The organism is Acinetobacter sp. KAM396 (assembly GCF_021602765.1).
In the GTDB taxonomy this organism is placed as follows: domain Bacteria; phylum Pseudomonadota; class Gammaproteobacteria; order Pseudomonadales; family Moraxellaceae; genus Acinetobacter; species Acinetobacter towneri_A.
In genome coordinates, this window is record NZ_BPPH01000002.1 from 43136 (window position 1) to 67966 (window position 24831).

At 42.7% G+C, this 24831-nt stretch carries 37 protein-coding genes; 32 read left to right on the plus strand and 5 right to left on the minus strand.

All coding sequences use genetic code 11. From position 1 onward, the window contains the following. The 27 genes from rplD to L6C30_RS01765 all read left to right on the plus strand — a co-directional run bounded on the left by rplD (position 1) and on the right by L6C30_RS01765 (position 14228). Positions 1–603 carry a 50S ribosomal protein L4 gene (rplD, locus tag L6C30_RS01635; RefSeq protein ID WP_236162863.1) on the plus strand — a complete coding sequence of 201 codons (603 nt, stop codon included), beginning with the start codon at positions 1–3 and terminating at the stop codon, positions 601–603. Next, a complete protein-coding gene (rplW, locus tag L6C30_RS01640) occupies positions 600–920 on the plus strand; it encodes a 50S ribosomal protein L23 (RefSeq protein WP_004974703.1) in 321 nt (106 codons plus the stop codon). The genes rplD and rplW overlap by 4 nt, the downstream gene beginning before the upstream one ends. Before the next feature lie 11 nt (positions 921–931). Beyond that, complete coding sequence (rplB, locus tag L6C30_RS01645) at positions 932–1756, plus strand: 50S ribosomal protein L2 (protein WP_004974706.1); 825 nt, start codon at positions 932–934, stop codon at positions 1754–1756. Positions 1757–1775: 19 nt separating this feature from the next. After that, positions 1776–2051: a 30S ribosomal protein S19 gene (gene rpsS / locus L6C30_RS01650; protein ID WP_004673001.1), complete on the plus strand. Its 276-nt coding sequence runs from the start codon at positions 1776–1778 to the stop codon at positions 2049–2051. A gap of 11 nt (positions 2052–2062) precedes the next feature. Then, on the plus strand, positions 2063–2392 hold the full coding sequence (gene rplV / locus L6C30_RS01655) for a 50S ribosomal protein L22 (protein ID WP_001982638.1): 330 nt from the start codon (positions 2063–2065) through the stop codon (positions 2390–2392). A gap of 1 nt (position 2393) precedes the next feature. Further along, positions 2394–3146: a 30S ribosomal protein S3 gene (gene rpsC, locus L6C30_RS01660; RefSeq protein WP_004974711.1), complete on the plus strand. Its 753-nt coding sequence runs from the start codon at positions 2394–2396 to the stop codon at positions 3144–3146. A gap of 3 nt (positions 3147–3149) precedes the next feature. Continuing rightward, a complete protein-coding gene (gene rplP / locus L6C30_RS01665; RefSeq protein ID WP_004691317.1) occupies positions 3150–3563 on the plus strand; it encodes a 50S ribosomal protein L16 in 414 nt (137 codons plus the stop codon). Continuing rightward, complete coding sequence (gene rpmC, locus L6C30_RS01670; protein ID WP_004650482.1) at positions 3563–3760, plus strand: 50S ribosomal protein L29; 198 nt, start codon at positions 3563–3565, stop codon at positions 3758–3760. The genes rplP and rpmC overlap by 1 nt, the downstream gene beginning before the upstream one ends. Then, a complete protein-coding gene (rpsQ, locus tag L6C30_RS01675; RefSeq protein WP_019836860.1) occupies positions 3757–4014 on the plus strand; it encodes a 30S ribosomal protein S17 in 258 nt (85 codons plus the stop codon). Before rpmC ends, rpsQ begins: the two co-directional genes overlap by 4 nt. A 91-nt stretch (positions 4015–4105) precedes the next feature. Further along, complete coding sequence (rplN, locus tag L6C30_RS01680; protein ID WP_001982634.1) at positions 4106–4474, plus strand: 50S ribosomal protein L14; 369 nt, start codon at positions 4106–4108, stop codon at positions 4472–4474. A 9-nt stretch (positions 4475–4483) separates the two neighbouring features. Next, on the plus strand, positions 4484–4801 hold the full coding sequence (gene rplX / locus L6C30_RS01685; protein ID WP_004974717.1) for a 50S ribosomal protein L24: 318 nt from the start codon (positions 4484–4486) through the stop codon (positions 4799–4801). Positions 4802–4817: 16 nt separating this feature from the next. After that, complete coding sequence (gene rplE / locus L6C30_RS01690) at positions 4818–5354, plus strand: 50S ribosomal protein L5 (RefSeq protein WP_004974719.1); 537 nt, start codon at positions 4818–4820, stop codon at positions 5352–5354. A 9-nt stretch (positions 5355–5363) separates the two neighbouring features. Then, positions 5364–5669, plus strand: coding sequence for a 30S ribosomal protein S14 (gene rpsN / locus L6C30_RS01695; protein ID WP_004825185.1), 306 nt, complete (start codon positions 5364–5366; stop codon positions 5667–5669). A gap of 12 nt (positions 5670–5681) precedes the next feature. Continuing rightward, the gene (rpsH, locus tag L6C30_RS01700) at positions 5682–6077 is read left to right on the plus strand and encodes a 30S ribosomal protein S8 (RefSeq protein WP_004974720.1); all 396 of its coding nucleotides are present in this window, start codon (positions 5682–5684) and stop codon (positions 6075–6077) included. A 16-nt stretch (positions 6078–6093) separates the two neighbouring features. Further along, complete coding sequence (rplF, locus tag L6C30_RS01705; RefSeq protein ID WP_004974722.1) at positions 6094–6627, plus strand: 50S ribosomal protein L6; 534 nt, start codon at positions 6094–6096, stop codon at positions 6625–6627. Positions 6628–6641: 14 nt separating this feature from the next. Then, positions 6642–6992, plus strand: a complete 351-nt coding sequence (gene rplR, locus L6C30_RS01710; protein ID WP_004281497.1) for a 50S ribosomal protein L18 — start codon at positions 6642–6644, stop codon at positions 6990–6992. A 2-nt stretch (positions 6993–6994) separates the two neighbouring features. Then, the gene (gene rpsE / locus L6C30_RS01715; RefSeq protein WP_004974725.1) at positions 6995–7492 is read left to right on the plus strand and encodes a 30S ribosomal protein S5; all 498 of its coding nucleotides are present in this window, start codon (positions 6995–6997) and stop codon (positions 7490–7492) included. A gap of 6 nt (positions 7493–7498) precedes the next feature. After that, positions 7499–7675, plus strand: coding sequence for a 50S ribosomal protein L30 (gene rpmD, locus L6C30_RS01720; RefSeq protein ID WP_004786899.1), 177 nt, complete (start codon positions 7499–7501; stop codon positions 7673–7675). A 3-nt stretch (positions 7676–7678) separates the two neighbouring features. Beyond that, positions 7679–8119, plus strand: a complete 441-nt coding sequence (gene rplO / locus L6C30_RS01725) for a 50S ribosomal protein L15 (RefSeq protein ID WP_004974728.1) — start codon at positions 7679–7681, stop codon at positions 8117–8119. A gap of 45 nt (positions 8120–8164) precedes the next feature. Beyond that, positions 8165–9484 carry a preprotein translocase subunit SecY gene (gene secY / locus L6C30_RS01730; protein WP_230245658.1) on the plus strand — a complete coding sequence of 440 codons (1320 nt, stop codon included), beginning with the start codon at positions 8165–8167 and terminating at the stop codon, positions 9482–9484. 20 nt (positions 9485–9504) lie between these two features. Further along, complete coding sequence (gene rpmJ / locus L6C30_RS01735; RefSeq protein WP_000867907.1) at positions 9505–9621, plus strand: 50S ribosomal protein L36; 117 nt, start codon at positions 9505–9507, stop codon at positions 9619–9621. Positions 9622–9728: 107 nt separating this feature from the next. Next, positions 9729–10085, plus strand: coding sequence for a 30S ribosomal protein S13 (gene rpsM, locus L6C30_RS01740; RefSeq protein WP_004974734.1), 357 nt, complete (start codon positions 9729–9731; stop codon positions 10083–10085). Between the two features lie 19 nt (positions 10086–10104). Continuing rightward, positions 10105–10491 (plus strand): 30S ribosomal protein S11, encoded by a 387-nt coding sequence (gene rpsK, locus L6C30_RS01745; protein WP_001040166.1) that lies wholly within the window; start codon positions 10105–10107, stop codon positions 10489–10491. 12 nt (positions 10492–10503) lie between these two features. Further along, positions 10504–11130 (plus strand): 30S ribosomal protein S4, encoded by a 627-nt coding sequence (gene rpsD, locus L6C30_RS01750; RefSeq protein ID WP_004786890.1) that lies wholly within the window; start codon positions 10504–10506, stop codon positions 11128–11130. Between the two features lie 17 nt (positions 11131–11147). Then, complete coding sequence (locus tag L6C30_RS01755; protein ID WP_230245409.1) at positions 11148–12155, plus strand: DNA-directed RNA polymerase subunit alpha; 1008 nt, start codon at positions 11148–11150, stop codon at positions 12153–12155. Between the two features lie 18 nt (positions 12156–12173). Continuing rightward, positions 12174–12539: a 50S ribosomal protein L17 gene (rplQ, locus tag L6C30_RS01760; protein WP_004974746.1), complete on the plus strand. Its 366-nt coding sequence runs from the start codon at positions 12174–12176 to the stop codon at positions 12537–12539. Positions 12540–12737: 198 nt separating this feature from the next. Next, positions 12738–14228, plus strand: coding sequence for an NAD(P)/FAD-dependent oxidoreductase (locus L6C30_RS01765; protein WP_230245408.1), 1491 nt, complete (start codon positions 12738–12740; stop codon positions 14226–14228). Positions 14229–14309: 81 nt separating this feature from the next. Here L6C30_RS01765 and L6C30_RS01770 read toward each other — a convergent pair whose 3' ends face one another. Then, entirely contained in the window at positions 14310–15482 is a 1173-nt protein-coding gene (locus tag L6C30_RS01770; protein ID WP_019836856.1) for an acyl-CoA dehydrogenase family protein, read from the minus strand. A 185-nt stretch (positions 15483–15667) separates the two neighbouring features. Between L6C30_RS01770 and L6C30_RS01775 the strand changes: the two genes are divergently transcribed. The 5 genes from L6C30_RS01775 to L6C30_RS14960 all read left to right on the plus strand — a co-directional run bounded on the left by L6C30_RS01775 (position 15668) and on the right by L6C30_RS14960 (position 20934). Then, positions 15668–15925 carry a succinate dehydrogenase assembly factor 2 gene (locus L6C30_RS01775; RefSeq protein ID WP_004974752.1) on the plus strand — a complete coding sequence of 86 codons (258 nt, stop codon included), beginning with the start codon at positions 15668–15670 and terminating at the stop codon, positions 15923–15925. Continuing rightward, positions 15918–16340: a hypothetical protein gene (locus tag L6C30_RS01780; protein WP_019836854.1), complete on the plus strand. Its 423-nt coding sequence runs from the start codon at positions 15918–15920 to the stop codon at positions 16338–16340. The genes L6C30_RS01775 and L6C30_RS01780 overlap by 8 nt, the downstream gene beginning before the upstream one ends. A 445-nt stretch (positions 16341–16785) precedes the next feature. Next, positions 16786–17832 (plus strand): hypothetical protein, encoded by a 1047-nt coding sequence (locus L6C30_RS01785; protein ID WP_004974758.1) that lies wholly within the window; start codon positions 16786–16788, stop codon positions 17830–17832. A gap of 103 nt (positions 17833–17935) precedes the next feature. Further along, positions 17936–18517 (plus strand): rhombosortase, encoded by a 582-nt coding sequence (rrtA, locus tag L6C30_RS01790; RefSeq protein WP_070153792.1) that lies wholly within the window; start codon positions 17936–17938, stop codon positions 18515–18517. Positions 18518–19560: 1043 nt separating this feature from the next. Continuing rightward, positions 19561–20934 (plus strand): TRAP transporter large permease subunit, encoded by a 1374-nt coding sequence (locus tag L6C30_RS14960; protein ID WP_374706588.1) that lies wholly within the window; start codon positions 19561–19563, stop codon positions 20932–20934. Between the two features lie 105 nt (positions 20935–21039). Here L6C30_RS14960 and L6C30_RS01800 read toward each other — a convergent pair whose 3' ends face one another. From L6C30_RS01800 to L6C30_RS01815, 4 genes are all read right to left on the minus strand, one after another. After that, positions 21040–21933 carry a DMT family transporter gene (locus L6C30_RS01800; RefSeq protein ID WP_236162865.1) on the minus strand — a complete coding sequence of 298 codons (894 nt, stop codon included), beginning with the start codon at positions 21931–21933 and terminating at the stop codon, positions 21040–21042. A gap of 101 nt (positions 21934–22034) precedes the next feature. Beyond that, entirely contained in the window at positions 22035–22445 is a 411-nt protein-coding gene (locus L6C30_RS01805) for a hypothetical protein (RefSeq protein ID WP_236162866.1), read from the minus strand. A gap of 21 nt (positions 22446–22466) precedes the next feature. Then, the gene (locus L6C30_RS01810; protein ID WP_171062592.1) at positions 22467–22676 is read right to left on the minus strand and encodes a YheV family putative zinc ribbon protein; all 210 of its coding nucleotides are present in this window, start codon (positions 22674–22676) and stop codon (positions 22467–22469) included. 40 nt (positions 22677–22716) lie between these two features. Then, positions 22717–24756 carry a M3 family metallopeptidase gene (locus tag L6C30_RS01815; RefSeq protein ID WP_236162867.1) on the minus strand — a complete coding sequence of 680 codons (2040 nt, stop codon included), beginning with the start codon at positions 24754–24756 and terminating at the stop codon, positions 22717–22719. Positions 24757–24831: the final 75 nt, after the last annotated feature.

Consider the following 24831-nt stretch of genomic DNA (forward strand, 5'->3'; position numbering starts at 1 on the left):
GTGAATTTAAATACTGTTTCCGGCTCTGCTGTTGAGTTATCTGAAGTTGCGTTCGGTCGTGAATTCAATGAAGCACTTGTACACCAAGTTGTTACAGCTTACTTAGCTGGTGGTCGTCAAGGCTCTAAAGCTCAGAAATCACGTGCAGACGTTTCTGGCGGTGGTAAAAAACCATTCCGTCAAAAAGGTACTGGCCGCGCTCGTGCTGGTTCTATTCGTAGCCCAATCTGGGTTGGTGGTGGTAAAACTTTTGCTGCTCGTCCACAAGATTGGTCTCAAAAAGTTAACCGCAAAATGTACCGCGGTGCAATGCAATGTATCTTAGCTGAACTTGTTCGCCAAGATCGTCTTGTATTGGTTGAAGAGTTTGCTGTTGAAGCTCCTAAAACTAAAGCATTGCTTGCAAAACTTAACGACTTGAATGCAACTCGCGCATTGATCGTAACTGAAGCTGTAGATGAGAATCTATATCTTGCAGCGCGTAACCTTCCACACGTTGATGTGGTTGATGCTACTGCAATCGATCCTGTTAGCTTGATCGCGTTCGACAAAGTTGTAATGTCTGTTGCTGCTGCTAAGAAAATTGAGGTAGAACTCGGATGAACAACGAACGTTTATATCAAGTCCTACAAGGACCTGTATTTTCAGAAAAAGCACAAGTTTTAGGCGAAACTGCTGGTGTTCAAGTATTCAAAGTTGCATTAAATGCAAACAAACTTGAAATCAAAAAAGCAGTTGAGCAATTATTTGGTGTGGAAGTTGTTAAAGTTAACACGACTATCACTAAAGGTAAGACTAAGCGCTTTGGTCGTACATTGGGACGCCGTTCTGATGTTAAAAAAGCATACGTCACCCTGAAAGCTGGCCAAGATGTTGAAATGGCTGACTTGGGCGATACCGCTGAAAGCGCAGCGGAATAAGGACGAAATTTATGCCGATTCAAAAATGTAAGCCAACGTCTCCAGGACGTCGCTTTGTAGAGAAAGTCGTTCACGACCATCTTCACAAAGGTGCGCCTTATGCGCCGTTGGTAGAAGCTAAAAAACGTACTGGTGGTCGTAACAACAACGGTCACATTACTACACGTCACGTTGGTGGTGGTCATAAGCAACACTACCGTATCGTAGACTTCAAACGTAATAAAGATGGCATTCCTGCTGTTGTAGAGCGTATTGAATACGATCCAAACCGTACTGCACACATCGCATTGTTGAAGTATGCTGACGGTGAACGTCGTTATATTATTGCGCCTAAAGGTTTACGTGCTGGTGATCAAGTTCAATCTGGTAACGATGCTCCAATTCGTCCAGGTAACTGCTTACCACTTCGTAATATGCCAATCGGTGCTACTCTTCACAACATCGAACTTAAAATCGGTAAAGGTGCTCAATTAGCGCGTTCTGCTGGTACTTCGGTTCAATTGTTGGGTCGTGACGGTTCATACGCTATCGTTCGTCTACGTTCAGGCGAAATGCGTAAAGTGCACGTTGAGTGTCGCGCTGTGTTAGGTGAAGTATCTAACTCAGAAAGCAACCTTCGTTCACTTGGTAAAGCAGGTGCTTCGCGCTGGCGTGGTGTTCGTCCTACCGTTCGTGGTATGGCAATGAACCCGGTTGATCACCCGCACGGTGGTGGTGAAGGGCGTACTAAAGGTATCCAACCTGTAAGCCCATGGGGTCAAAAAGCTAAAGGGTACAAGACACGTACCAACAAGCGTACGACTAAGATGATTATTCGCGACCGTCGCGTTAAGTAACAAGTAAAGGAATCTGACAATGCCTCGTTCTCTGAAAAAAGGCCCATTCGTCGATGCGCACTTGTTCGCTAAGGTTGAAGCGGCAATCGCGGCTAATAACCGTAAGCCGATCAAAACTTGGTCGCGTCGTTCGATGATCCTCCCAGATTTTGTTGGTTTAACAATTTCTGTTCACAATGGTCGTAACCATGTTCCAGTGATTATCTCTGAACATATGGTTGGTCATAAACTCGGTGAATTCGCGCCAACTCGTACCTATCGTGGTCACGGTGTTGACAAGAAGTCTAAACGTTAATAGGTGCTATGATGGAAGTAACTGCTAAATTACGCGGTGCCGCTATCTCGGCACAAAAAGCACGTTTGGTTGCAGATCTTATCCGCGGCAAATCTGTTGCGCATGCACTTAACATTTTAAACTTCAGCAACAAAAAAGCTGCTGTTTTAGTTAAGAAAGCATTGGAATCTGCAATTGCAAATGCTGAACACAATAACAGTTTAGATGTAGACGACCTTAAAGTATCTACGATTTACGTTGATGAAGGCATGAGCCTTAAACGTATTATGCCACGTGCGAAAGGCCGTGCAGATCGTATTACTAAGCGTACTTGTCACATCACCGTTAAGGTAGGGGTTTGATATGGGTCAGAAGGTTCATCCAATCGGTATCCGCCTAGGTGTTGTGAAACGTCATAACGCTAACTGGTATGCGAATCCGAAACAATACGCTGAATACTTGCTTAAAGACCTTCAAGTTCGTGAGTTTTTAACTAAAAAACTTAAGAACGCAATGGTAAGCAATATTCTTATCGAACGTCCAACGGGTGCTGCTAAAGTAACAATTAGCACTGCGCGTCCTGGTATCGTAATCGGTAAAAAAGGCGAAGACATTGAGAAATTACAACGCGAATTAACATCTATTATGGGTGTTCCTGCGCAAGTAAGCATCAACGAAATTGACCGTCCAGACTTAGATGCTCGTTTAGTTGCTGAAGCAATCGCTTCTCAATTAGAAAAGCGTGTAATGTTCCGTCGTGCTATGAAGCGTGCGGTACAGAACTCTATGCGTGCTGGTGCTAAAGGTATCAAAGTTGAAGTTTCTGGTCGTTTAGGTGGTGCAGAGATTGCACGTACTGAATGGTATCGTGAAGGTCGTGTACCTTTGCATACACTTCGTGCGGACATTGACTATGCAACTATGCGTGCTGAAACAACTTACGGTACGATTGGTGTTAAAGTTTGGGTATTCCGTGGTGAAATCTTGGGTGGCATGAAGCAAGTCATGAACCCAGCACCTGCTGAAGAACGTCCAGCTAAACGCGGTCGCGGTCGTGGTGAAGGTCAAGAGCGTCGTGGTCGTCGCAATGATCGTTCTGCTGAAAAAGGAGAATAATCCATGTTGCAACCTAAACGTACTAAATTCCGTAAGGTGCAAAAAGGCCGTAACACTGGCTTAGCGCACCGTGGTAGCTCAGTATCTTTCGGTACTATCGCTCTTAAATCAGTTGAACGTGGTCAAATGACTGCGCGTCAAATTGAAGCGGCACGTCGTACAATCAGCCGTCGTATTAAGCGTGGTGGTAAGATCTTTATCCGTGTATTCCCAGACAAACCAATTACTTCTAAGCCTCTTGAAGTGCGTATGGGTAAAGGTAAAGGTTCTGTGGAATATTGGGTTTGTCAAATCAAACCAGGTAAAGTCTTGTACGAAATTGATGGTGTGAACGAAGAATTGGCACGTGAAGCATTTACGCTTGCTGCTGCTAAACTTCCGTTTAAAACCACTATCGTGACTCGGACGGTAATGTAATGAAAACTAAAGATCTACGTGAAAAGTCGGTAGAAGAGTTGACAGCTTTGCTTGATGAGCAACAGCTTAACCAATTCCGTCTTCGTATGGCGAAAGCAACTGGTCAATTGGGTAAATCGCATGAAGTTGCGCTTACTCGTAAAACTATTGCACGCATCAAGACCCTCCTTACCGAAAAACAGGGGAACGGGCAATGAGTCAAAATACAGTCCGCACGTTAACTGGCAAAGTAGTAAGCGACAAAATGGAAAAATCTATTGTTGTCCTTATTGAACGCCAAGTTCAACACCCGTTGTATGGCAAATTGATTCGCCGTTCAACTAAATTACACGCTCATGATGAGAACAATACTGCCAAGATTGGTGATGTTGTAACCATCAAAGAAAGCCGCCCAATTTCTAAAACTAAGTCATGGACTTTAGTTGAAGTTGTTGAAGCTGCTGCTGAGTAATTAACGTTCTTGTTGCATCATCGGTCAATTTCGAGTACTCTTTGAGCCTTTCGAAATTGTGACCGGTGATGCTCGGTTTTGGAGTAGGGCAATGATTCAAACCGAAACGATGCTTGACGTAGCTGACAACAGTGGTGCTCGCCGCGTACAATGTATTAAAGTACTAGGTGGCTCACATCGTCGTTATGCTTCTGTTGGCGACATTATTAAAGTTACTGTAAAAGAAGCTATTCCACGCGCACGTGTTAAAAAAGGTGACGTGATGAATGCTGTTGTTGTACGTACAAAGTTCGGTATTCGTCGTCCAGACGGTTCTGTGATCCGTTTTGATGATAACGCTGCTGTTATTTTGAATAACAACAAAGCACCGATTGCAACTCGTATTTTCGGACCAGTGACTCGTGAACTTCGTACTGAACAGTTCATGAAAATCATTTCATTGGCTCCTGAAGTTCTATAAGAGGCAATCATGGCTAAGATTAAAAAAGGCGATCAAGTAATTGTGATCGCAGGTAAAGAAAAAGGCAAACAGGGTACTGTTCTGTCAGTTTCTAATGACCGTGTTAAGGTCGAAGGTCTTAACTTGGTTAAGAAGCACCAGAAGCCAAACCGTGCTACGGGCGCTGAAGGCGGTATCGTAACGCAGGAAGCTTCGCTTCATATCTCAAACGTGGCAATTTTTAATGCTACAACCCAAAAGGCTGACCGTGTTGGTTACCAAACGATTGATGGCGTGAAAACTCGCGTTTATAAATCGAATGGTGAATCAGTGGCGGTGGCGAAGTAATAGGTTGAAATAGGCAATGGCCAGACTTAAAACACGTTACAACGACGAACTTAAGGCTCAATTACAAGAACAATTGGGCGTTAAGAATGTGATGGAGATCCCTCGCATCACTAAAATTACCATCAACATGGGTGTTGGTGCTGCAGCTGCTGACAAGAAATTGTTAGATGGCGCTCTTTCTGATATGCAAGCTATTGCTGGTCAAAAACCAGTTTTAACATTAGCTCGTAAATCAATCGCTGGTTTTAAAATCCGTGATGGTTGGCCGATTGGTTGTAAAGTTACTTTACGCGGCGAACGTATGTACGAATTCTTAGACCGTTTGATCTCTATCGCGATCCCTCGTATCCGTGACTTCCGTGGTTTCTCTTCAAAATCATTCGATGGTCGTGGTAACTATTCTATGGGTCTCAAGGAACAAATCATGTTCCCTGAAATCGATTTCGATAAGATTGATCAAATTCGTGGTATGGACATCACCATTACTACGACTGCTCGCACCGATGACGAAGGCCGTGCGCTTATGCGTGCATTCGGCTTCCCGTTCAAATAAGAGGTCGATATGGCTAAGAAAGGTATGATTAATCGCGAATTGAAACGCGAAGCTACTGTTGCTAAATACGCTGCAAAACGTGCTGAATTAAAAGCTACGATTGCAAACGTAAATGCAAGCGACGAAGAGCGTTTCGAAGCGATGATGAAGTTACAAGCATTACCACGTAATGCGTCTCCAGTACGTCTTCGTAACCGTTGTGGTTTAACTGGTCGTCCTCATGGTTACTTCCGTAAGTTCGGTTTAAGCCGTAACAAATTACGTGACACAGTAATGCAAGGTGATGTACCGGGCGTTGTTAAGGCAAGCTGGTAAGGAGCACTATAAATGAGTATGCAAGATACCGTTGCCGACATGCTAACGCGTGTTCGTAACGCTCAAATGGCAAAGAAACAAACTGTTTCTATGCCTAATTCTAAGTTGAAGGTTGCTATTGCAAACGTACTTCAACAAGAAGGTTATATCGCAAATGTAGAAGTGGCTGACAACGAAGGCAAACCTACATTAACGATTACTTTAAAATACTATGAAGGCAAACCAGTGATTGAAACTGTGAAACGCGTAAGCCGTCCAGGTCTACGTCAGTATCGCGGTAAAGATGCACTTCCAAGCGTTAAGCAAGGTTTAGGTATTGCAATTGTTTCTACAAGCAAAGGCATCATGACTGATCGCGCTGCACGTGCTGCAGGTATCGGTGGTGAAGTTATTGCTTTTGTTTCTTAATAATAGGTGATTCCTCATGTCTCGTGTGGCTAAAGCCCCAGTAACTGTACCTAACGGTGTTACAGTTACTCAGAACGGCCGGCAGGTCGAAGTGAAAGGCAGCAAAGGTACATTGTCTTTCAACCTGCATGCGCTGGTCGAGCTAAAACAGGAAGACGGTATTTTAGCTATTGCTCCTAAAGCTGAGTCGAAAGACGCTTGGATGCAAGCTGGTACTGCTCGCGCTGTGCTTAACAACCTTGTAAAAGGTGTGAGCGAAGGCTTCGAACGTAAGTTGCAATTGATTGGTGTAGGTTATAAAGCTGCGGTAAAAGGTAATGTTGTTAACCTTAACCTTGGTTTTTCACACCCAATCGATTACACCCTTCCTGAAGGTGTAACTGCAGAAACTCCAACTGCAACTGAAATTATCCTTAAATCTGCTGATAAAGCAGCTTTAGGTCAAGTTGCTGCGGATATCCGTGGATACCGTCCACCAGAGCCATATAAAGGTAAAGGTGTTCGTTATTCGGATGAAGTTGTTCTTCGTAAAGAAGCTAAGAAGAAATAAGGCGCGAGGTTCTTATGAACGAAAAGAAACAATCCCGTTTGCGTCGTGCGAAAAGCACACGCTTGCACATCCGTGCATTGGGTGCGACTCGTTTGTGTGTAAACCGCACGCCGCGTCACATCTATGCTCAAGTTATTTCAGCAGATGGTGGTAAAGTTTTAGCGCAAGCTTCAACTTTAGATGCTACTTTACGTGCTGGTACAACTGGTAACGTTGAAGCAGCTCAAAAAGTAGGTGCTTTAATCGCAGAACGCGCGAAAGCAGCTGGCGTAACTAAAGTTGCGTTTGACCGTTCTGGTTTTAAATATCATGGTCGTATCAAAGCCTTGGCTGATGCTGCTCGTGAAAACGGCTTGGAGTTCTAATCATGGCTAAAGTTGAACAAAACGAAGGTCTTGTTGAAAAGCTGGTTGCCGTTGATCGCGTAGCCAAAGTTGTTAAAGGTGGTCGTATCTTCTCTTTCACAGCATTAACTGTTGTGGGTGATGGTAATGGTCGCGTAGGTTTTGGTCGTGGTAAAGCACGTGAAGTTCCAGCTGCTATTTCTAAAGCACTTGAAGCTGCACGTCGTAACATGATCACTATCGAATTGGCAGATGGTACTTTACAACACCCGATTCATGCACGTCATGGCGCAAGCCGTGTTTACATGCAACCAGCATCTGAAGGTACTGGTGTAATTGCGGGTGGTTCTATGCGTGCAGTTTTAGAAGCTGCAGGTGTACGTAACGTATTGACTAAATGCCGTGGTTCTACTAACGCTGCAAACGTAGTCAACGCAACTTTCAATGGTTTGCGTGACATGACAACTCCTGAAAAGGTTGCTGCGAAACGTGGTCTTTCAGTAGAACAAATTCAAGGGTAATCAATCATGAAAACGATTAAAGTTACCCAGACTAAATCTGCATCGCACCGCTTGAAAAATCACAAGCTTAGCCTTAAAGGTTTAGGTCTGCGTCGTATTGGTCATACTGTAGAAGTGCAAGATACGCCTTCTAACCGTGGTATGATCAACCAAGTCTACTATATGGTTAGTGTAGAGGAATAAGCCATGACTCTGCGTTTAAATGAACTTGCACCTGCAGAAGGTGCTAAGCGTGAAGCCCGTCGTCTAGGCCGTGGTATCGGTTCTGGCGTTGGTAAGACTGGTGGTCGTGGTATCAAAGGTCAAAACTCACGTAAGAGCGGTGGTACACGTCCAGGATTCGAAGGTGGTCAAACTGCGTTATATCGTCGTTTACCTAAATTCGGTTTCACTAGCCAAATCGCTTTGAAAACTGCTGAAGTACGTTTATCTGAGCTTGCTAAAGTGGAAGGCGACATTGTTAGCCTTGAAACTTTAAAAGCAGCGAACGTTGTACGTAAAGATATGGCTCGTGCTCGTATCGTACTTTCTGGTGAAATTACTCGCGCATTCACTATTCAAGGTGTTGCTGTGACTAAAGGCGCTAAAGCTGCTGTTGAAGCGGCTGGCGGTAAAGTCGAGGAGTAATCCCCAGTGTCTATGTCTCCTAGTTCTTCAGGTCATGTTCACATGATGAAAGGCCAACCATTTCACGTGAAATACCGTGAAATTATACGCCGAATGATGTTTCTCATTGGTGCGTTGTTGGTATTTCGACTAGGAGCGCATATTCCAGTACCAGGCATTAATAATGCTGCACTTGAACAATTGTTTAATGCAAACCAAGGTACAATCCTTGGTTTGTTTAACATGTTTTCGGGTGGTGCATTAGAGCGGATGTCGATTCTTGCTTTAGGGATCATGCCATACATTTCTGCTTCGATTATCGTACAGTTGATGTCTACCGTGGTTCCTTCGCTTGAAGCCTTGAAAAAAGAAGGCGAGCAAGGCAAACGCAAAATTAATCAATATACGCGCCAAGGTACGTTGTTCCTTGCACTTGTGCAAGCGATCGGGATGTGTGCAGGTTTGATTGGTCAAGGTATTACCTTAACTTCAGGCCTAGCTTTTTACGTTCCAGCTGTTACCTCTTTGGTTGCAGGCACAATGTTCCTAATGTGGTTGGGTGAACAAATTACCGAACGCGGAGTGGGTAATGGTATTTCCATGATCATTTTCGCAGGTATTGTTGCGGGCTTGCCTAATTTAATTATGCAATCCTTCACATCTATTGACAGTGGTCAGTCAAGCCTGATTGGTTTGGTAATTTTTGGTTTATTGTCTTTAGGTGTACTTGCAGCAATTGTGTTTATTGAGAAGGCGCAGCGTCGTATTCCAGTAAACTATGCACAAAAACAACAAGGTCGTCGTGTATTTACTGCTCAGCAAACGCATTTGCCATTAAAAATTAATATGGCAGGTGTGATCCCAGCAATTTTTGCCAGTTCATTGCTTCTGTTCCCAGCGAGCTTAGGTCAATGGGTCGGCAGTGCTGATCCAAATGCTGGGTTAATCAAGCGTAGTCTACAAGACTTGGCATTGGTATTGTCGCCTGGACAACCGTTGTATTTGGTGCTCTTTGGTGCGTTAATTATCTTTTTCTGTTACTTCTACACTGCGCTAGTTTTTAGCCCCAAAGAAGTTTCGGAAAACTTGAAACGCAGCGGAGCTTATGTGCCTGGTATTCGCCCAGGTGAGCAAACTGCTCGTTACTTAGATCATATTCTCAGTCGTTTGACCTTTATTGGCGCGATTTACATCACTGTAGTCTGCTTAATGCCGATGATTCTACAAAGCTCATTTGGAATTCCATTTAGCTTAGGTGGTACATCATTATTAATCGTTGTAGTGGTTGTGATGGACTTTATGGCTCAGCTTCAAGCACATCTCACCTCGCACCAGTACGATAATCAAACGTTAATGAGAAAAACGACTGCTCATCCTAAGGGATAAGCGCACTTAGAGGTTTCATCATGAAAGTACAAGCTTCTGTAAAGAAAATTTGTGGTAGCTGCAAAGTTATCCGTCGTAATGGGGTTATTCGCGTAATTTGCAGCGCAGAACCTCGTCATAAGCAGCGTCAAGGTTAATTTGATTAAGACCTGTTGATTTCAGTAGGCTAATTAGGTTATTATCCGCCCCTCAAGATTTTTGTGGGGCGGTTGATTATCTTAACTGCCTTTTTGGAGAAAATTGAATGGCTCGTATTGCCGGTGTAAACATTCCGGATAACAAGCACGCTGTTATCTCTCTCACTTATATCTTTGGTATTGGTCGTCACACTGCTAAGACTATCTTAGCTGCTGCTGGTATCGCGCCAACAACAAAGATCCGTGAATTAGATGACGCTCAGCTTGATGCGATTCGTGCAGAAGTTGCTAAGGTTCCGACCGAAGGTGACTTACGTCGCGAAATTTCCATGAACATTAAACGTTTAATGGATTTAGGCTGCTACCGCGGTCTTCGTCATCGTCGCAGCTTGCCTGTCCGTGGTCAACGCACCAAAACTAACGCACGTACCCGTAAAGGTCCGCGCAAACCGATTAAGAAATAAGATTTCTGGAAGCTAAAAGATGGCTAAAGATACTCGCACACGCAAGAAGGTCACTCGTACCGTCTCTGAAGGTGTTGCACACATTCACGCTTCTTTTAATAACACCATTGTGACCATTACCGATCGTCAAGGTAATGCACTGGCTTGGGCTACCTCAGGTGGACAAGGCTTCCGTGGATCACGTAAATCAACTCCGTTCGCTGCTCAGGTAGCTGCTGAAGTTGCTGGTAAAGCTGCTTTAGATTACGGTTTGAAAAACTTGGACGTCCTTGTGAAAGGTCCTGGTCCAGGTCGTGAGTCTGCGGTTCGTGCATTAGGTGCAGTGGGTTATAAAATTAACAGCATTACCGATGTGACTCCAATCCCTCACAACGGTTGCCGTCCACCTAAAAAACGTCGCGTGTAAGGAGAAACATTCATGGCTCGTTATATTGGTCCAAAATGCAAACTCTCTCGCCGCGAAGGGACAGACCTGCAACTAAAATCTGGCGTTAAACCATTTGACGTCAAAACTAAAAAACACGCTAAAGCTCCTGGCCAACATGGCGGGGCTCGTGGTGGTAAGCAATCTGAGTACTCACTACAATTACGTGAAAAACAAAAAGTACGTCGTATGTACGGTGTTTTAGAGCGTCAATTTAGTAACTACTATAAAGAAGCTGCTCGTGTGAAAGGTGCAACAGGTGAAAACTTGTTGAAATTGCTCGAAAGCCGTCTTGATAACGTTGTTTATCGCATGGGTTTTGGTTCTACACGTGCAGAAGCTCGTCAGCTTGTATCTCACCGTAGCATTACTTTAAATGGTCGTCGTGTTAACATTGCGTCTATTCAAGTTAAAGCTGGTGATGTAATTGCAGTTCACGAAGGTGCAAAACAACAATTACGTATTAAAAACGCAATTGAATTGGCTGCTCAACGTGGTATCCCTTCATGGATGGAAGTTGACCATTCTAAGCTTGAAGGTACGTTCAAAGCTGCACCAGATCGTTCTGATTTACCTGCTGAAATCAACGAAAGCTTGATTGTAGAATTGTATTCTAAATAATCCTTGAGGTAGCAATAATGACGCGTACTGCAAATGAGTTTCTAACTCCGCAAGCGATCAAGGTCGAAGCGGCAAGCGGGACCTCGGCAAAAGTTATTCTAGAACCATTAGAGCGTGGCTTTGGTCATACTCTTGGTAATGCTTTACGTCGCATCCTTCTTTCTTCTTTACCTGGCGCAGCTGTGGTAGAAGTTGAAATTGAAGGTGTCGAGCACGAGTACAGTACTTTGGAAGGCTTGCAGCAGGACATCGTCGAGCTCTTGCTGAACCTGAAAGGATTGTCTATTAAGCTGTTCGATCAAAATGAAGCTTATTTGACATTGGAAAAACAAGGTCCAGGCGATGTTACTGCTGCAGACCTTCGTTTACCTCATAATGTTGAAGTGGTTAACCCTGAACACTTGATCGGCACTTTAAGTGCTACAGGCAATTTAAAAATGCGCCTGAAAGTTGCTCAAGGTCGTGGTTATGAAACATCTGACTCACGTTTCCCAGAAGGCGAAACTCGCCCTGTAGGTCGTTTGCAGTTAGATGCTTCTTATAGCCCAATCAAACGTGTGTCTTACATCGTAGAAAATGCGCGTGTAGAACAACGTACTGACCTTGACAAGTTGATCATTGATCTTGAAACCAATGGTACAGTTGATCCAGAAGAAGCGATCCGCAAAGCGGCAACAATCTTGCAACAACAAATTGCAATTTTTGTTGATCTTCAGAAAGATCAAACTCCTGTTGCTCAAGAGCCTCGTGAAGAAGTTGACCCTATCTTGCTTCGTCCAGTAGATGATCTAGAGCTTACTGTTCGTTCTGCTAACTGTTTGAAAGCAGAAAATATTTACTACATTGGTGATCTTGTACAGCGTACTGAAGTTGAGCTACTTAAAACGCCTAACTTGGGTAAAAAATCGCTTACAGAGATCAAAGATGTTCTGGCTTCTAAAGGCTTACAGCTCGGCATGCGTTTAGAGAACTGGCCACCGGCTAGTCTCCGTATGGACGATCGTTTCGCCTATCGTAGCCGTTAATTAAGTAGGACTATCACCATGCGTCATCGTAATAGTGGTGTGAAATTAGGCCGTACAAGCAGCCATCGCAAAGCGATGTTCCAAAACTTGGCTAATTCTTTGTTCGAACACGAGTTAATCAAAACAACTGTTCCTAAAGCAAAAGAATTACGTCGTGTTGCTGAGCCTTTAATCACTTTAGCTAAAAACGATACAGTAGCAAACCGTCGTTTAGCGTTTGCTCGTACTCGTTCAGCAGCAACTGTTGGTAAATTATTTACCGTTCTTGGCCCTCGTTACAAAGAGCGTAACGGCGGTTATCTACGTGTTCTTAAAGCGGGCTTCCGTGCGGGTGATGCTGCACCGATGGCTTACGTTGAGCTTGTAGATCGCGAAGTTAAATAATTTCGCCAAGAATAACGCACGTTGTTCAGAAAAAGGCCGGTTTTACCGGTCTTTTTTTATGAAAAAAATAAGTTCAATATCAAAAATATTAAATTGTCCCGAATTGATATAAATTTAAGTGACTTTTGCTTAACTTGACATTGTGTATTGTCAAATATGTGCTTTAATAAAAAACATGATTCAAACTGGATAATAAACATGGATAAGCAGGTTGATATATTAATTATTGGGGCAGGGATTTCTGGCATTGGTTTAGCTGCACATTTGATTCAGAAGTGCCCACAGCGTTCTTTTGAAATTATTGAGCGTCGTCAAAATATTGGTGGCACTTGGGATTTATTTCAATATCCTGGTATTCGTTCTGATTCGGATATGTCGACCTTTGGTTATAATTTTAAACCTTGGAAAAAAACCAATGTACTTGCCGATGGTGCATCTATTAAAGGCTATTTAGCGGAAGTCATTCAAGAAAAAGCCTTGCATTCAAAAATTCATTTTCAGCATCGTGTGCTATCTGCCAATTATAATTCTCAAACACGAAATTGGACACTACGTATTGAAAATGCAGCACAGCAGATTGAAAATTGGGTGGCTAATTTTGTTATAGGCTGTACAGGATATTACAATTACGATCATGGTTTTCAGCCAGATTTCCCGAATCAGCAGGCATTTAAAGGCACATTTATCCACCCACAGCACTGGCCTGAGAATTTAGACTATCGTGGTAAAAAGGTGTTAATTATAGGCAGTGGTGCAACAGCCATTACCTTGGTACCTGCTATGTCGAAAGGTGGTGCAGCGCATGTCACTATGCTACAACGCTCACCGACTTATATAGCTTCTGTGCCTGCAATGGACTTCGTTTATCAGCAAATGCGTAAAGTTTTGCCTGAAGATATTGCATATAAAATCACCCGTGCACGTAACATTGGCATGCAACGCGCCATTTATGTTTTAGCGCAAAAGCAGCCGAAATTACTGCGTACTTTGTTATTGAAATCCATCCAAATCCAGCTCAAAGGCAAGGTGGATATGAAACATTTCACCCCACATTATAATCCGTGGGATCAACGTTTATGTGTCGTGCCCGATGGTGATTTATTTAAGATTTTGCGCGAAGGTCATGCCTCGATTGAAACGGATCTAATAAATAGATTTACCGAAACTGGTGTGCAATTAAAATCAGGTAAGCATTTGGATGCTGATATTATTGTGTCTGCTACTGGTTTGAATATTCAAATTCTAGGCGGTATTCAAGCCACGATTGATGGTGAACCTTTGGACACATCGAAGCACATGCTATATCAAGGTGTGATGCTGAGTGATGTACCGAATATTGCAATGATTATTGGCTATATTAATGCGTCTTGGACACTGAAAGTGGATGTGGCTGCTGATTATATTTGTCGTTTGCTCAATTATATGGATCGACAAGGTTATGACGAGGTAATTCCTCAAGGTGACCAAACAGAGTTATTGGAAGATACGGTAATGGGCAGTTTGAGTTCGGGCTATATCGCACGTGCTGCTGATGTGATGCCGAAGCAAGGCAAACATGCACCATGGCGAGTGACAAATAACTACTTAGAAGATCGCAAAACCTTAAAACAGGCAAGTTTTGAAGATGGTATTTTAAAGTTCAAACAGACTGTGCCTGTACAGCTGCGTAAACCTAAATTAGTATCTTAAATTGTCGGGTGCGAAAGTTGTATGATTATGATGCAAGGGATTTAAAATCTCTTGCGCCATTTTCATGTTGTGGTAGATATTTTATAAAGAACGTGAAATCAGCTCTTTCATAATTTCATTGGTACCTGCATAAATACGATTGGCCCGATTGTCTAAGTAAGCACGTGCAATTGGATACTCAAGCATATAACCATAGCCACCATGCAGTTGTAGACATTCATCTACCACTTTGGAATACATCTCTGAAATTTTATATTTGGCAGCTGCAGCAGCTTCGACACTGAGTTGTTCTTGAAGTTGTGACAGCATACATTGATCTAAAAAAGCACGACAAAAATCAATTTCGGTGCGTAATTCTGCCAGTTTAAAGCGTGTATTTTGAAAGCTTTGGATGCTTTTGCCAAAGGCTTGTCGTTGCTGAGTATATTGCAGTGTATGCGCAAAAGCAGCTTCCGCACCTGCTTGACAAATTATCGCGACAATCAAGCGCTCCCAAGCCAGTTCTTTCATCAACATGATAAAGCCCATGCCTTCTGTGCCTAATAAATTGCTGCGAGGCACGCGGACATTATCAAAAAATAATTCGCAAGTGTCCTGACCTTTCATGCCAATTTTATTCAGTGGTTTGCCTTTGCTAAATCCAGCTCGATCCGCTTCTACCAGTATTAAAGACAGATTGGCTGAACCTTTGTCTGTGTTCGCTGTTTTACACACCACAATCGCCATGTCGCATAAATAGCCGTTGGTAATAAAAATTTTAGAACCATTAATCAAGTATTCATCGCCATCCAATACCGCAGAGGTGCGTACAGCTTGTAAGTCTGAACCTGTACCGGGTTCAGTCATGGCAATCGCGGTGATCACTTCGCCAGTTGCCATACGAGGTAACCAGTGTTGTTTTTGTTCAGTCGTGCCAAAGTTATGAATGTAATTGGCAACAATATCTGAATGCAGTGAAAAACCTGTGGCACTGTCGCCTGCATAAGCTTGTTCTTCAATCAAAATCATGCTGTATAAGCGGTCTACCCCTGAACCTGCATATTCTTCAGGCATGGTGCTACACAGCAAACCCAAAGCACCTGCTTTACGCCAAAGCTCACGATCTACATGCTGCTGTGCTTCAAATTTTTCAGTATGGGGGATGACTTCTTGTAAATAGAATTTTCGTACCAAATCACGAAAACTGTCGTGTTCAGTATTGAATAAGGTGCGCGGCAACATATTAGCAATGGGGCGAATAGCGGCAGATTGCATTGTTTCATCTTCCTGATGTTGTTATTTTGAATTCACCTTAGAAGAATTCATAGGGGTGAACAAGGTGCAAAAGTTTCAATTGCAGATGCAATATGATGCTTTTGGTCAATGCTGCATAAAAGTCATCGAAACTTTAAAAGGGGTCGGTTAAACTAGCCTGAGTTTATTTTGAATGGGGAATCCGCATGAGTGATGACATCAGCTTAGAAGAACGCAAAGTGATTTACCGTGCCCGTCGTGGTTTAAAGGAAATTGATGTCTATTTTGACCCGTATGTGAAAAATCATTATCTGACTGCCAGTGCGGAAGAAAAACAAATGTTTGCCGATTTGGTTGAGCAGGAAGACCCAGATTTATTGGATTGGTTTATGGAAGTGTCTGAGCCACCACGTCCTGAGTTGAAAGATTTTATTCGTAAACTGAAACATTATGTGCATGGCTAAACAGCAGTTTCAGCTGAAACCTAGTCTCATCGCAATAGTGTTTCAGCTGATGATCGCTCTACTCATCGTTTGGCTTTTGCTGCAAATGTTAACGCCATGGCTAAGCGTTATATGTATTGTCATTATAGGTTGGACATATTTTAAGTTTGTTCGTGCAAACCGAATTGTTGGTTTAGATCAATTAGATGACCGTGAATGGTCAATTTCCTATCTCGTGCCTCGTGTAGTATCACAACAGATTAAAAGTACAGCTCGTCAAACAGAAATTCAGCGTGTGGAATTGCATCAGGTGATAGATCATCAAATTTATATCGTCTTGGAATTTCAGCAAGCTGTTAAACCTGTGGTGATTTGGTGTGATCAGGTTTCTAAGACGCAGTGGAAAGCGCTAAAAGTATTGGCGAAAATGTTCTAATTTGCAGACAGTTGTATATTTTTATTAATTAAAAAAACAATAATTATCATAATGATAAAATTATCATCTATTTTTCATGCCCTGACCAGTCATTTTATATTGGCATATAAGATTACACCAATCGCTATTTTCAGTTATATTAACTCTAGACAATTGTAGATCAATAGCAATCACATTGCTGAAATGCACAGATTTAAATTTGACTAAAAGATTTTTTAAGATAAGCCCGAATTGGGCACCAGTTAATAAGTAGCATGTGCTGAACCGTCGCAATGCTACTTTTTTTTGCCTAAATTTTGTCGGATGACAGATTTTGGTCAATTTTAGTCACTTTAAAACATGGCACAGTTATCCATCTGAAGCAGCAAGTAGTCGCTTTTATTCAGATATTGCTTCTGCTATGTTTGTTGCAATGGACATAAACACAATTATAGAGGACAGGAAAATGTCGCAAGTCCAAAAAATAGGCCAGGGTGTGGCCGTATTTGCAATCACAAGTTTATTATTATCAGGTTGTTCACAAGTGATCAAAACAGGAGCCAATGTCGCTCTTGGATTTACTGAAAAACATATCGTGCCGCCTATTTTAGCAATGGAAGATGCTGAAATGGTGTGTAATTCTGGTAATTCTTTAACCCCCGCCATTATGGCCACCAAAGATATGGGCGCAGACCCAACCCGTGTTGCGGTACTGATGTACTCGGCGGCAGGCATTTGTGCCGAAGAAAAAGCTTTAGATGCTGAATTGCGTTATTTACGTGCAGCAAAAGCAGGGCAAGTGGGCGAAGCGCAAGATGCGCGGATTCAGCAAAAGCGTTGGGCAGCTTTGGCTGCACAGCGTCAATACACAGGCTATCAATTATTTCAGCATCGTTGGGAAAAGAAATACCGGAAACCTTTGGGCGAAGGTTGTCCAAAAATGAACAGTGATATTGATCAAACCGTGTATATGTTGGGGATGTTGAGTGGCTTGCAAGCCATGACCAATGATATTAATTCAGGCGGGGCAGTGCATGTGCCTAAAGACATTGCCGCGATTGTTGAACGTGGCATGACCTGTTTAAATAATGAAAAATTCTGGGGTGCACCAGAGGCCACACGTGCAGTAATATGGACTTTGCTTCCTGGTGCGGGAGATGGTAAACCTGATCCTTATCAAACCTTAAAGCAGTCGATGCAAATTGGTGAAAATAAAGGCGTGCGTTTATCACACGCTTTATATGCGGTTGCTGCCCAAGCCAGTGGTGAAGATGCCAAAATCCGCGATGCACTCAAAGCCTTTTCTAATGCACGCAGTGACGAAAAACCTGTAAATCCACAATTTAAATTGATTGATGCCATGGCGGGAAGCATGGTACAAGGAATTTCAGACCGTTACTGGACTGAACATACAGGTGTGCGTACGGGTGATCAGCAACGTTTCTGGGATGAGCAAGATGATTCATCTGAATTAGATGATTTATTTAATGAGGATACGGCAGCTCAATTGTAAAAATATCAAGATTGCCCAATTCAATATAGACAAGAAGTTTTAGGATTGGGCAATCCGTTTGCCGAAGCACATAACAAGAATAATTTGGAGGATGCAAGCGCCTATGCAATATTCATCTCAATTTCTCAGTCGAAAAATTGTGTTTATTGCGGCATGTATGTCGGTTTCGGCATGTTTGCAGATTTTTGCAGAGCATTTTATTTATTGGTCTACACATTTATTGGATGAATTCTGGCGTTTATGGACAGGGCATTGGGTGCATGTGGGTTGGATTCATTATTTACTCAATATGATCGCCTTTGCCTGTTTACCTTTTATTTTCCCGCATGCCAAAATAGGGCATTTTGTGGCGCTTTTGCTGCTACTACCCCCAGCGATTAGTCTGAGTTTCTTTTACTTGCTTACCGATGTTGATGCCTATGCAGGGCTTTCTGGGGTATTGCATGGTGCTTATGTGGCGGTGGCGTGTGTGCATTTGCTCTATAAAAAAGAACGTGGTTTTGCCGCATTGGTCTTGCTGCTTATTTTATCTAAATTGATTTGGGAAAATACTTTGGGCAGTTTGGGTACAGCAGAATTAATCGGAAGTCCTGTATTAGTTGAGGCACATTTATTGGGAGTGATTTGGGGAGTAATTTTTGCACTCGCTTATATTGGTTGGGTCTATTGCATTGATTCGCATTAAATTTACATCGGAAAGGACTCACAAAAAATCTCACAATTGACCATTTTTACTTAAAAGAAAATCTATATTGTCATTTTAAAAATAACGACGTTCATTCACATTTAAACTGAATGCAAAAATGCTCGATGGAAGATGGATATTCCGTTGAATAAGGACAGACAGAAATTCGAGTGTCTCGGTTTCTGCATAGAATAAAAACAGGAAAATATATGCACAATAACGGACAACGCAGGTCTGGCTTGGCTTTGCTCAGACATATATGGACAGAATGGATTTCTACATTCGTTATTTTGATCTTGTTGCTACTGACCCTCATTATTGGTACAGGTGAAATGTTACATGGTCAGTTGTTGCGTATGGGTGAACGCCTATACGGTGACCCTGCAACGGGTATGCAATATTCATTTTTGCGTGCCGAACCCACTGCACCTGACTGCGAACGCAACCCCGATATCGATGCGCAGGTACATGCCCAAATGCAAGCCAATGCTGCTGATGAGTTTGCCGATATTTTTGGCACTGCCTCTGAATCAGATGTCCGCGCTTCCATTTTGGCAGCCAAACAAATTTGTGAAGAAAAATTTCAATTTCATGATCAGGCGATTCAGCATATTCAAGCCTATCCAAGCTTGAAAATGTATCGAAACATTGAAACCTCTTTTTTTGGTATTTTTAAATTTGGTACTGAAAACCGTGCCATTTTATTGGTGTTGATGGTGGTCTTTGCCGCAATTAGTGCCACTTTAAAAACCCATCACATTGGTTTACGTGGCCCTGCGACCAAAATTGATTTTAAAGTGTATTCGACCTTAATGGTGGTGGCGAATGGATTCTTAACCTCGTCAAGTATCAGTCAATATCGTTCAGTACTCAATTCAGGCGTACCGATGAGTGTTGAAACGCAAATCATTTACTGGATGTGGATGACTCTGTTTGCAACTCTGACTTTAATTAGTTTATTCCAGCTTATTAAGCCACCTACACCGACCCGTGAAGGCGGTAGTTTAGGTCTTGCTTTCCTGAGTGTACCTTTGTATGCCTATATGGCAATTAGTACAGGTTTCTCCTTTACCTTCCTAATGGATTATCCAATGGGGCAAGGGATATACCTGGGGCAACTGGTCGAATTCTCTAGTATCTTCCTGAACTTGGCATTGTTTATTTGGGCAGGGATGTTGCTCAAACAAACTCGAATTGTGGATTTGTTCCTGAATATTCTGCGTCCGTGGAATTTGGCACCTGAAACTTTAACCTGGCTGATTTTGATTGCTGCGGCATTGCCAACAGCTTATACCGGTGCATCGGGGATTTTTGTCATTGCCGCAGGTGCGATCATTTATAAAGAGGTTTGGAATGCGGGTGGACGACGTCAGTTTGCATTAGCAGCAACTGCCATGTCGGGTTCAATGGGGGTGGTGCTTCGCCCTTGCCTATTGATTGTTGTGGTGGCATCGCTGAATAAAGAAGTCACAACGGACATGCTATATCACTATGGTTTGTATGTGTTTCTCTTGACTTCAACCCTGTTTTTAGTGATTTCGTTGTTCTTTGCTGAAAATAAATTCCGCATTGCTGCACCAAGAATGGCTGCGCCATTGTCCCTACGTGCTATTGGCCCTGTAATGCCCTATATCCTTATTTTTGTGTTGATTTGGCTGTTCTATAAATATGCTTTAGACACCAATATGAATGAATTTACTGCTCCTGTCATGATGCCGGTTATTTTATTGATGATGGTGCTATTTGATAAATTGCGCCATGAACCTGCACCTATTCCAGCCATGGGGCAGTGGGATCAGAGTTTTGATTATAAGCCTACAGCACAACAGACAACAGCTTCATCTGAGCGTTCATTATTGACCGCACCTGATTCACCATTGCGTCAATATGGTTTTTTCAAAGCACTGCATTTATCGACCAGTGAAACGGTGGGTCATATTGGGGCATTGGTGATTTTGATGGCGCTTTCAGTCAGTGTGGGCGGCTATTTAGAACGCATTGAAATTATGGAAGCGTTTCCAACAGACATTAGCAGCATCTTTATTGTGATTAGCCTGATTGTTGCCCTCATGATTTTTGTGGGCATGATTATGGATCCATTCGGTGCGGTGATTCTAATTTCTGCAACGGTTGCGCCTGTAGCTTATCAATATGGGATTCATCCTGCGCATTTCTGGATGATTACCCTAATTGGTTTTGAATTAGGCTATGTGACGCCACCTGTAGCGCTGAATCACTTATTGGCAAGGCAGTCGATTGGAGATGAAGAAGTCGCTGCAGCCGATGCAGAAGTTCGTCATAAATCGTTCTATTATCGTTATGAGCGTTGGATTTTGCCTATGATTTTGATGCTTCCTGCGATGTTGATTATTGCCTATGCACCGTATGCATTTAAGCTATTCGGCTGGTATGAATAAGCACATGGATACTTAATCACTGTCATCTTATTATTTAACAGCACCCTGTAGTTCGCTATGGGGTGTTTTTTTAATAGGTTGATATGCAGGGAATACAAAGCAGCATTATGAATGCGGGGAGTGATGATTCAGGTGTTTTTGTAACACTGGACTGCACAAAATAATGGCAAGCAAAATCAGGGCAAAGCCAATTAAACTAAATAAGTCTGGTGTTTCATGCCAAAAGCTAAAGCCCCAAATCCCTGCAAAAATAATCGCAATGTAATTGACAGGGCCAATTTGCCCAGCAGGGGCAAGACGGTAGGCATTGGACATAAAGATCTGACTGATATTGGCCAGCAATCCTGCACCAATTAAAAAACTCAATTCTTTTAAGTTGTAAGGACGCCATGACCAGAACATCGGTATAACAGAAATGAGTGTCCCAATCATGCAAAAATAAAACACAATGCGTTCAGGCGGTTCGGTTTGAGTCAGGGCGCGTACCGTGACAAAAGCCATCGCTGCTAAAAAACTGGCACTGAGTCCAATTGCAGACATGCTATTAAACATACCTGCATCGGGTTTGGCGACAAATAACACGCCAAATAAACCAATGAAAGCAGCCCATAACATTGGTTTGGTGATTTTTTCTTTAAGGAATAGCCATGCAATTAAGGGAATAAAAATAGGCGATGAATAGGTAAAGACCATTGCATTGGACAGTTTTAGGTTGGCAATTGCGTAGAAAAAACCATACATGGCGGTTAATCCGACCACCGAACGCCAAGTGTGCATCCATAACTTTTCAGTTTTAAAAAAGCCCAAGCCTTTATTGAAAATGAGCGGGATAAAAATAAACAAACCAATAAAATTACGGAAAAATACTACAGTGGCATTATCTACCGTTTCTGAGGCGTAACGAACGCACACCCCCATGAGCGAAAACAGAAAGGCAGAGCAGGTCAACAGCATAATTGCTTTGAGCAAATTTTGTTGGGCAGAGCCAGAAGATGTCATACAAATAAAGCCAGAATAACCTCAGGCTATTCTAGCTTAAATTGGCTACAACACTGACCGTTTATCGTATTTTAAAACGACTGATGTGAAGCAGAGGAGGTTTACTGTGCCAGTTGGGCTTCCAGTATTTTGATTTGCTCCTCTTTTAGTTTAATCAACTCATCGGCATCACTATGTTGCTGTTTTAATAAGGCACGTTGATCATTCAGCTGATTTTGAATGTCATCTAATTTAGCCACTTCTTCTTTGGCAAGGGCTGCATTTTCAGAGACAGGTGCTTTGAGTAAATCTTCTGTGACCAACTGTTTTGGTGCTGCTTCATCTTCTTGCAATGGTGTTGCTTCAGCAGGTACAGCTTTCGCTACAGACGCCGTAGTTGGGGCAGTTTCTATAGGCGCAGTATTGTCGCTATCGCCCATCCATTGAAAGATAAATACGGCAATAATGACAATAATTAACCCGCCCGTAATGGCCCATAAGAGCTTAGGGTTATGTCGTTGATCTTCAGTCATGCGTTGTTGAACCTTATTGTTTTACTTTGACTGACGCGGCTTAAACTGTATCACCCCAATTTCATCTGAAACCTCTGGGATTTCAGGTTCATCAATATGTGTCGGACGGTTTTCCGTATAATCACACTCGATACATTCGATCCATTCAGCTTCGCCAGCGGTGAGCATGACAACCCGATCCATCGCCTGACATTTTGGACATTTTGCGCCTGCAATGAAACGACGTTTAATGGTCATCACGACTCCCCTAACTTCATCTAAAGGTCTTAGTTTAAGCATTTTTGACTGTGTTCGTCCAACCTTGATGACGTAATAGTGCGTCTATTTTTGGCTCGCGTCCGCGGAAATTGATAAATGCGTCAAGCGCTGAATCTTTTCCGCCAACTGCTAGAATAAACTGTCTAAACTGCTTGCCAGTTTCAGTATTAAATAGCCCTTCATTTTCAAAGCGATCAAAGGCATCGCTGGCTAAAACCTCTGCCCATTTGTATGAATAATATCCTGCAGCATAACCGCCTGCGAAAATATGGCTGAAGCTGTGCTGGAAGCGGTTGTAGGCTGTAGTTGGCGCAACGGCATAGTTTTGGCGGATATCATTCAGCATAGCTTGAATCTGTTCCGCATTTAAAGCAGGGTTGCTGCGATGAATACTTAAATCGAACAGGGCAAATTCAATTTGGCGCAGGCTCTGCATTCCCGACTGGAAGAAACGTGCATCTAACAGTGCTTTAAGCAGGTGTTCTGGCAGGGTGTCTTGGGTTTCAATATGCGCACTCAGCATATCTAAACTATCTTGATCCCAAGTCCAAAATTCCATGAATTGGCTTGGTAATTCCACCGCATCCCAAGCGACACCATGTGTACCTGCCACAGCAATATTATCTACTTCAGTTAGCATGTGATGTAAGCCATGTCCAAATTCATGGAATAGGGTGATGACTTCATCATGCGTTAAAAGCGCGGGTTGGTCTGCAACAGGTGGGGTAAAGTTACACACCATATAGCAAATTGGTTTTTGTAAACCTTGTGCCAATTGCATGCGTGAACGGAAACCACTCATCCATGCGCCGCCGCGTTTGCCTGTACGGGCATATAGATCAAAGTAAAAACCACCAATCACTTGACCTTGATCTTCAAGTTCAAAATAACGTGCATCAGGATGCCAAACAGGGGCAGCGCGCTCAATAATATCGACATCGTATAAACGCTTGACGATGCTAAATAGACCTTCAACCACTTTCGGTGCAGGGAAATATGGTTTTAACATTTCTTGTGAAAGGTTAAATTGCTGTAATTTTAATTTTTCAGAATAGTAGCCTGTATCCCACGGTTGTAAGGTATCAATCCCATCTTGGGCGGCAATGGCTTTGAGTTCGGCAATTTCTTGTTCTGCAGGTGCACGAGCATGTTCTGCCAGTTCACGCAGGAATTGATCGACTGCTTCGACACTTGGTGCCATTTTGCTGGCAAGGGATAATTCTGCATAGTTGTTAAAACCGAGCAATTGCGCCATTTCTTGACGTAAACGCAAGATTTCTTCCATGATCGGGGTGTTGTCAAATTCAGACTGGGCTGATTGATCGGACGCGCGAGTAGTGTATGCCTGATACAAGGTTTCGCGCAAAGCACGATCATCGGCATAGGTCATAATGGCTAAATAGGCAGGAATATCCAGTGTTGCCACAGGTTGTTCTAGCTCGCGTTGCTGACCATATTGTTTCAGCAATTCAACGCTGCTTGGTGGTAAACCTTTGAGCTGATCTTCTGATAATACTTTGTAATAGGCTTGAGTAGCATCCAAGACATGATTGGAAAAATCCGATGACAGTTGCGATAAACGCGCTGAAATTTCAGCATAGCGTTTTTTGGCTTCGCCTTCTAAGGCCACGCCTGACAGTTTAAAGTCACGCAAGGCCAGTTGAATTGCGCTTTGTTGTGCAGCAGGCAAATCTTTAAAGGTGTTGGCATCGTGAATATGTTGATAAGTTTGATATAACACTGTGTGCTGACCAAGCTGAGTATAGTAGTCACTTAAACTGGGTAATAACGCCTGATACATTTCACGGGTTTCAGTATTATTCATGACCGCATTTAAATGTGACAGCACGCCCCATGCTTCGCTCATATTATTTTCGAGCTGATCAATCTGTTCTAAAACATTTAATTGCGCCGTAATACTTTCAGGTACTGCAGTCAGCTTATTTAAAAAGCTTTGTCCCTGCTGAATAGCATGCTCAATTTTTTCTTTTAAATCTGCCAGTGTAATTTGATCAAACTGTGGAACAGGTAAAGTTGCTTGCTGTAATTTCATTTTTTGAGTGCCATCTAAATTTCTTTCATGATTAATAGATGTAGGGCTTTTGAGGGCTGAAATCAAGGCAAAAGG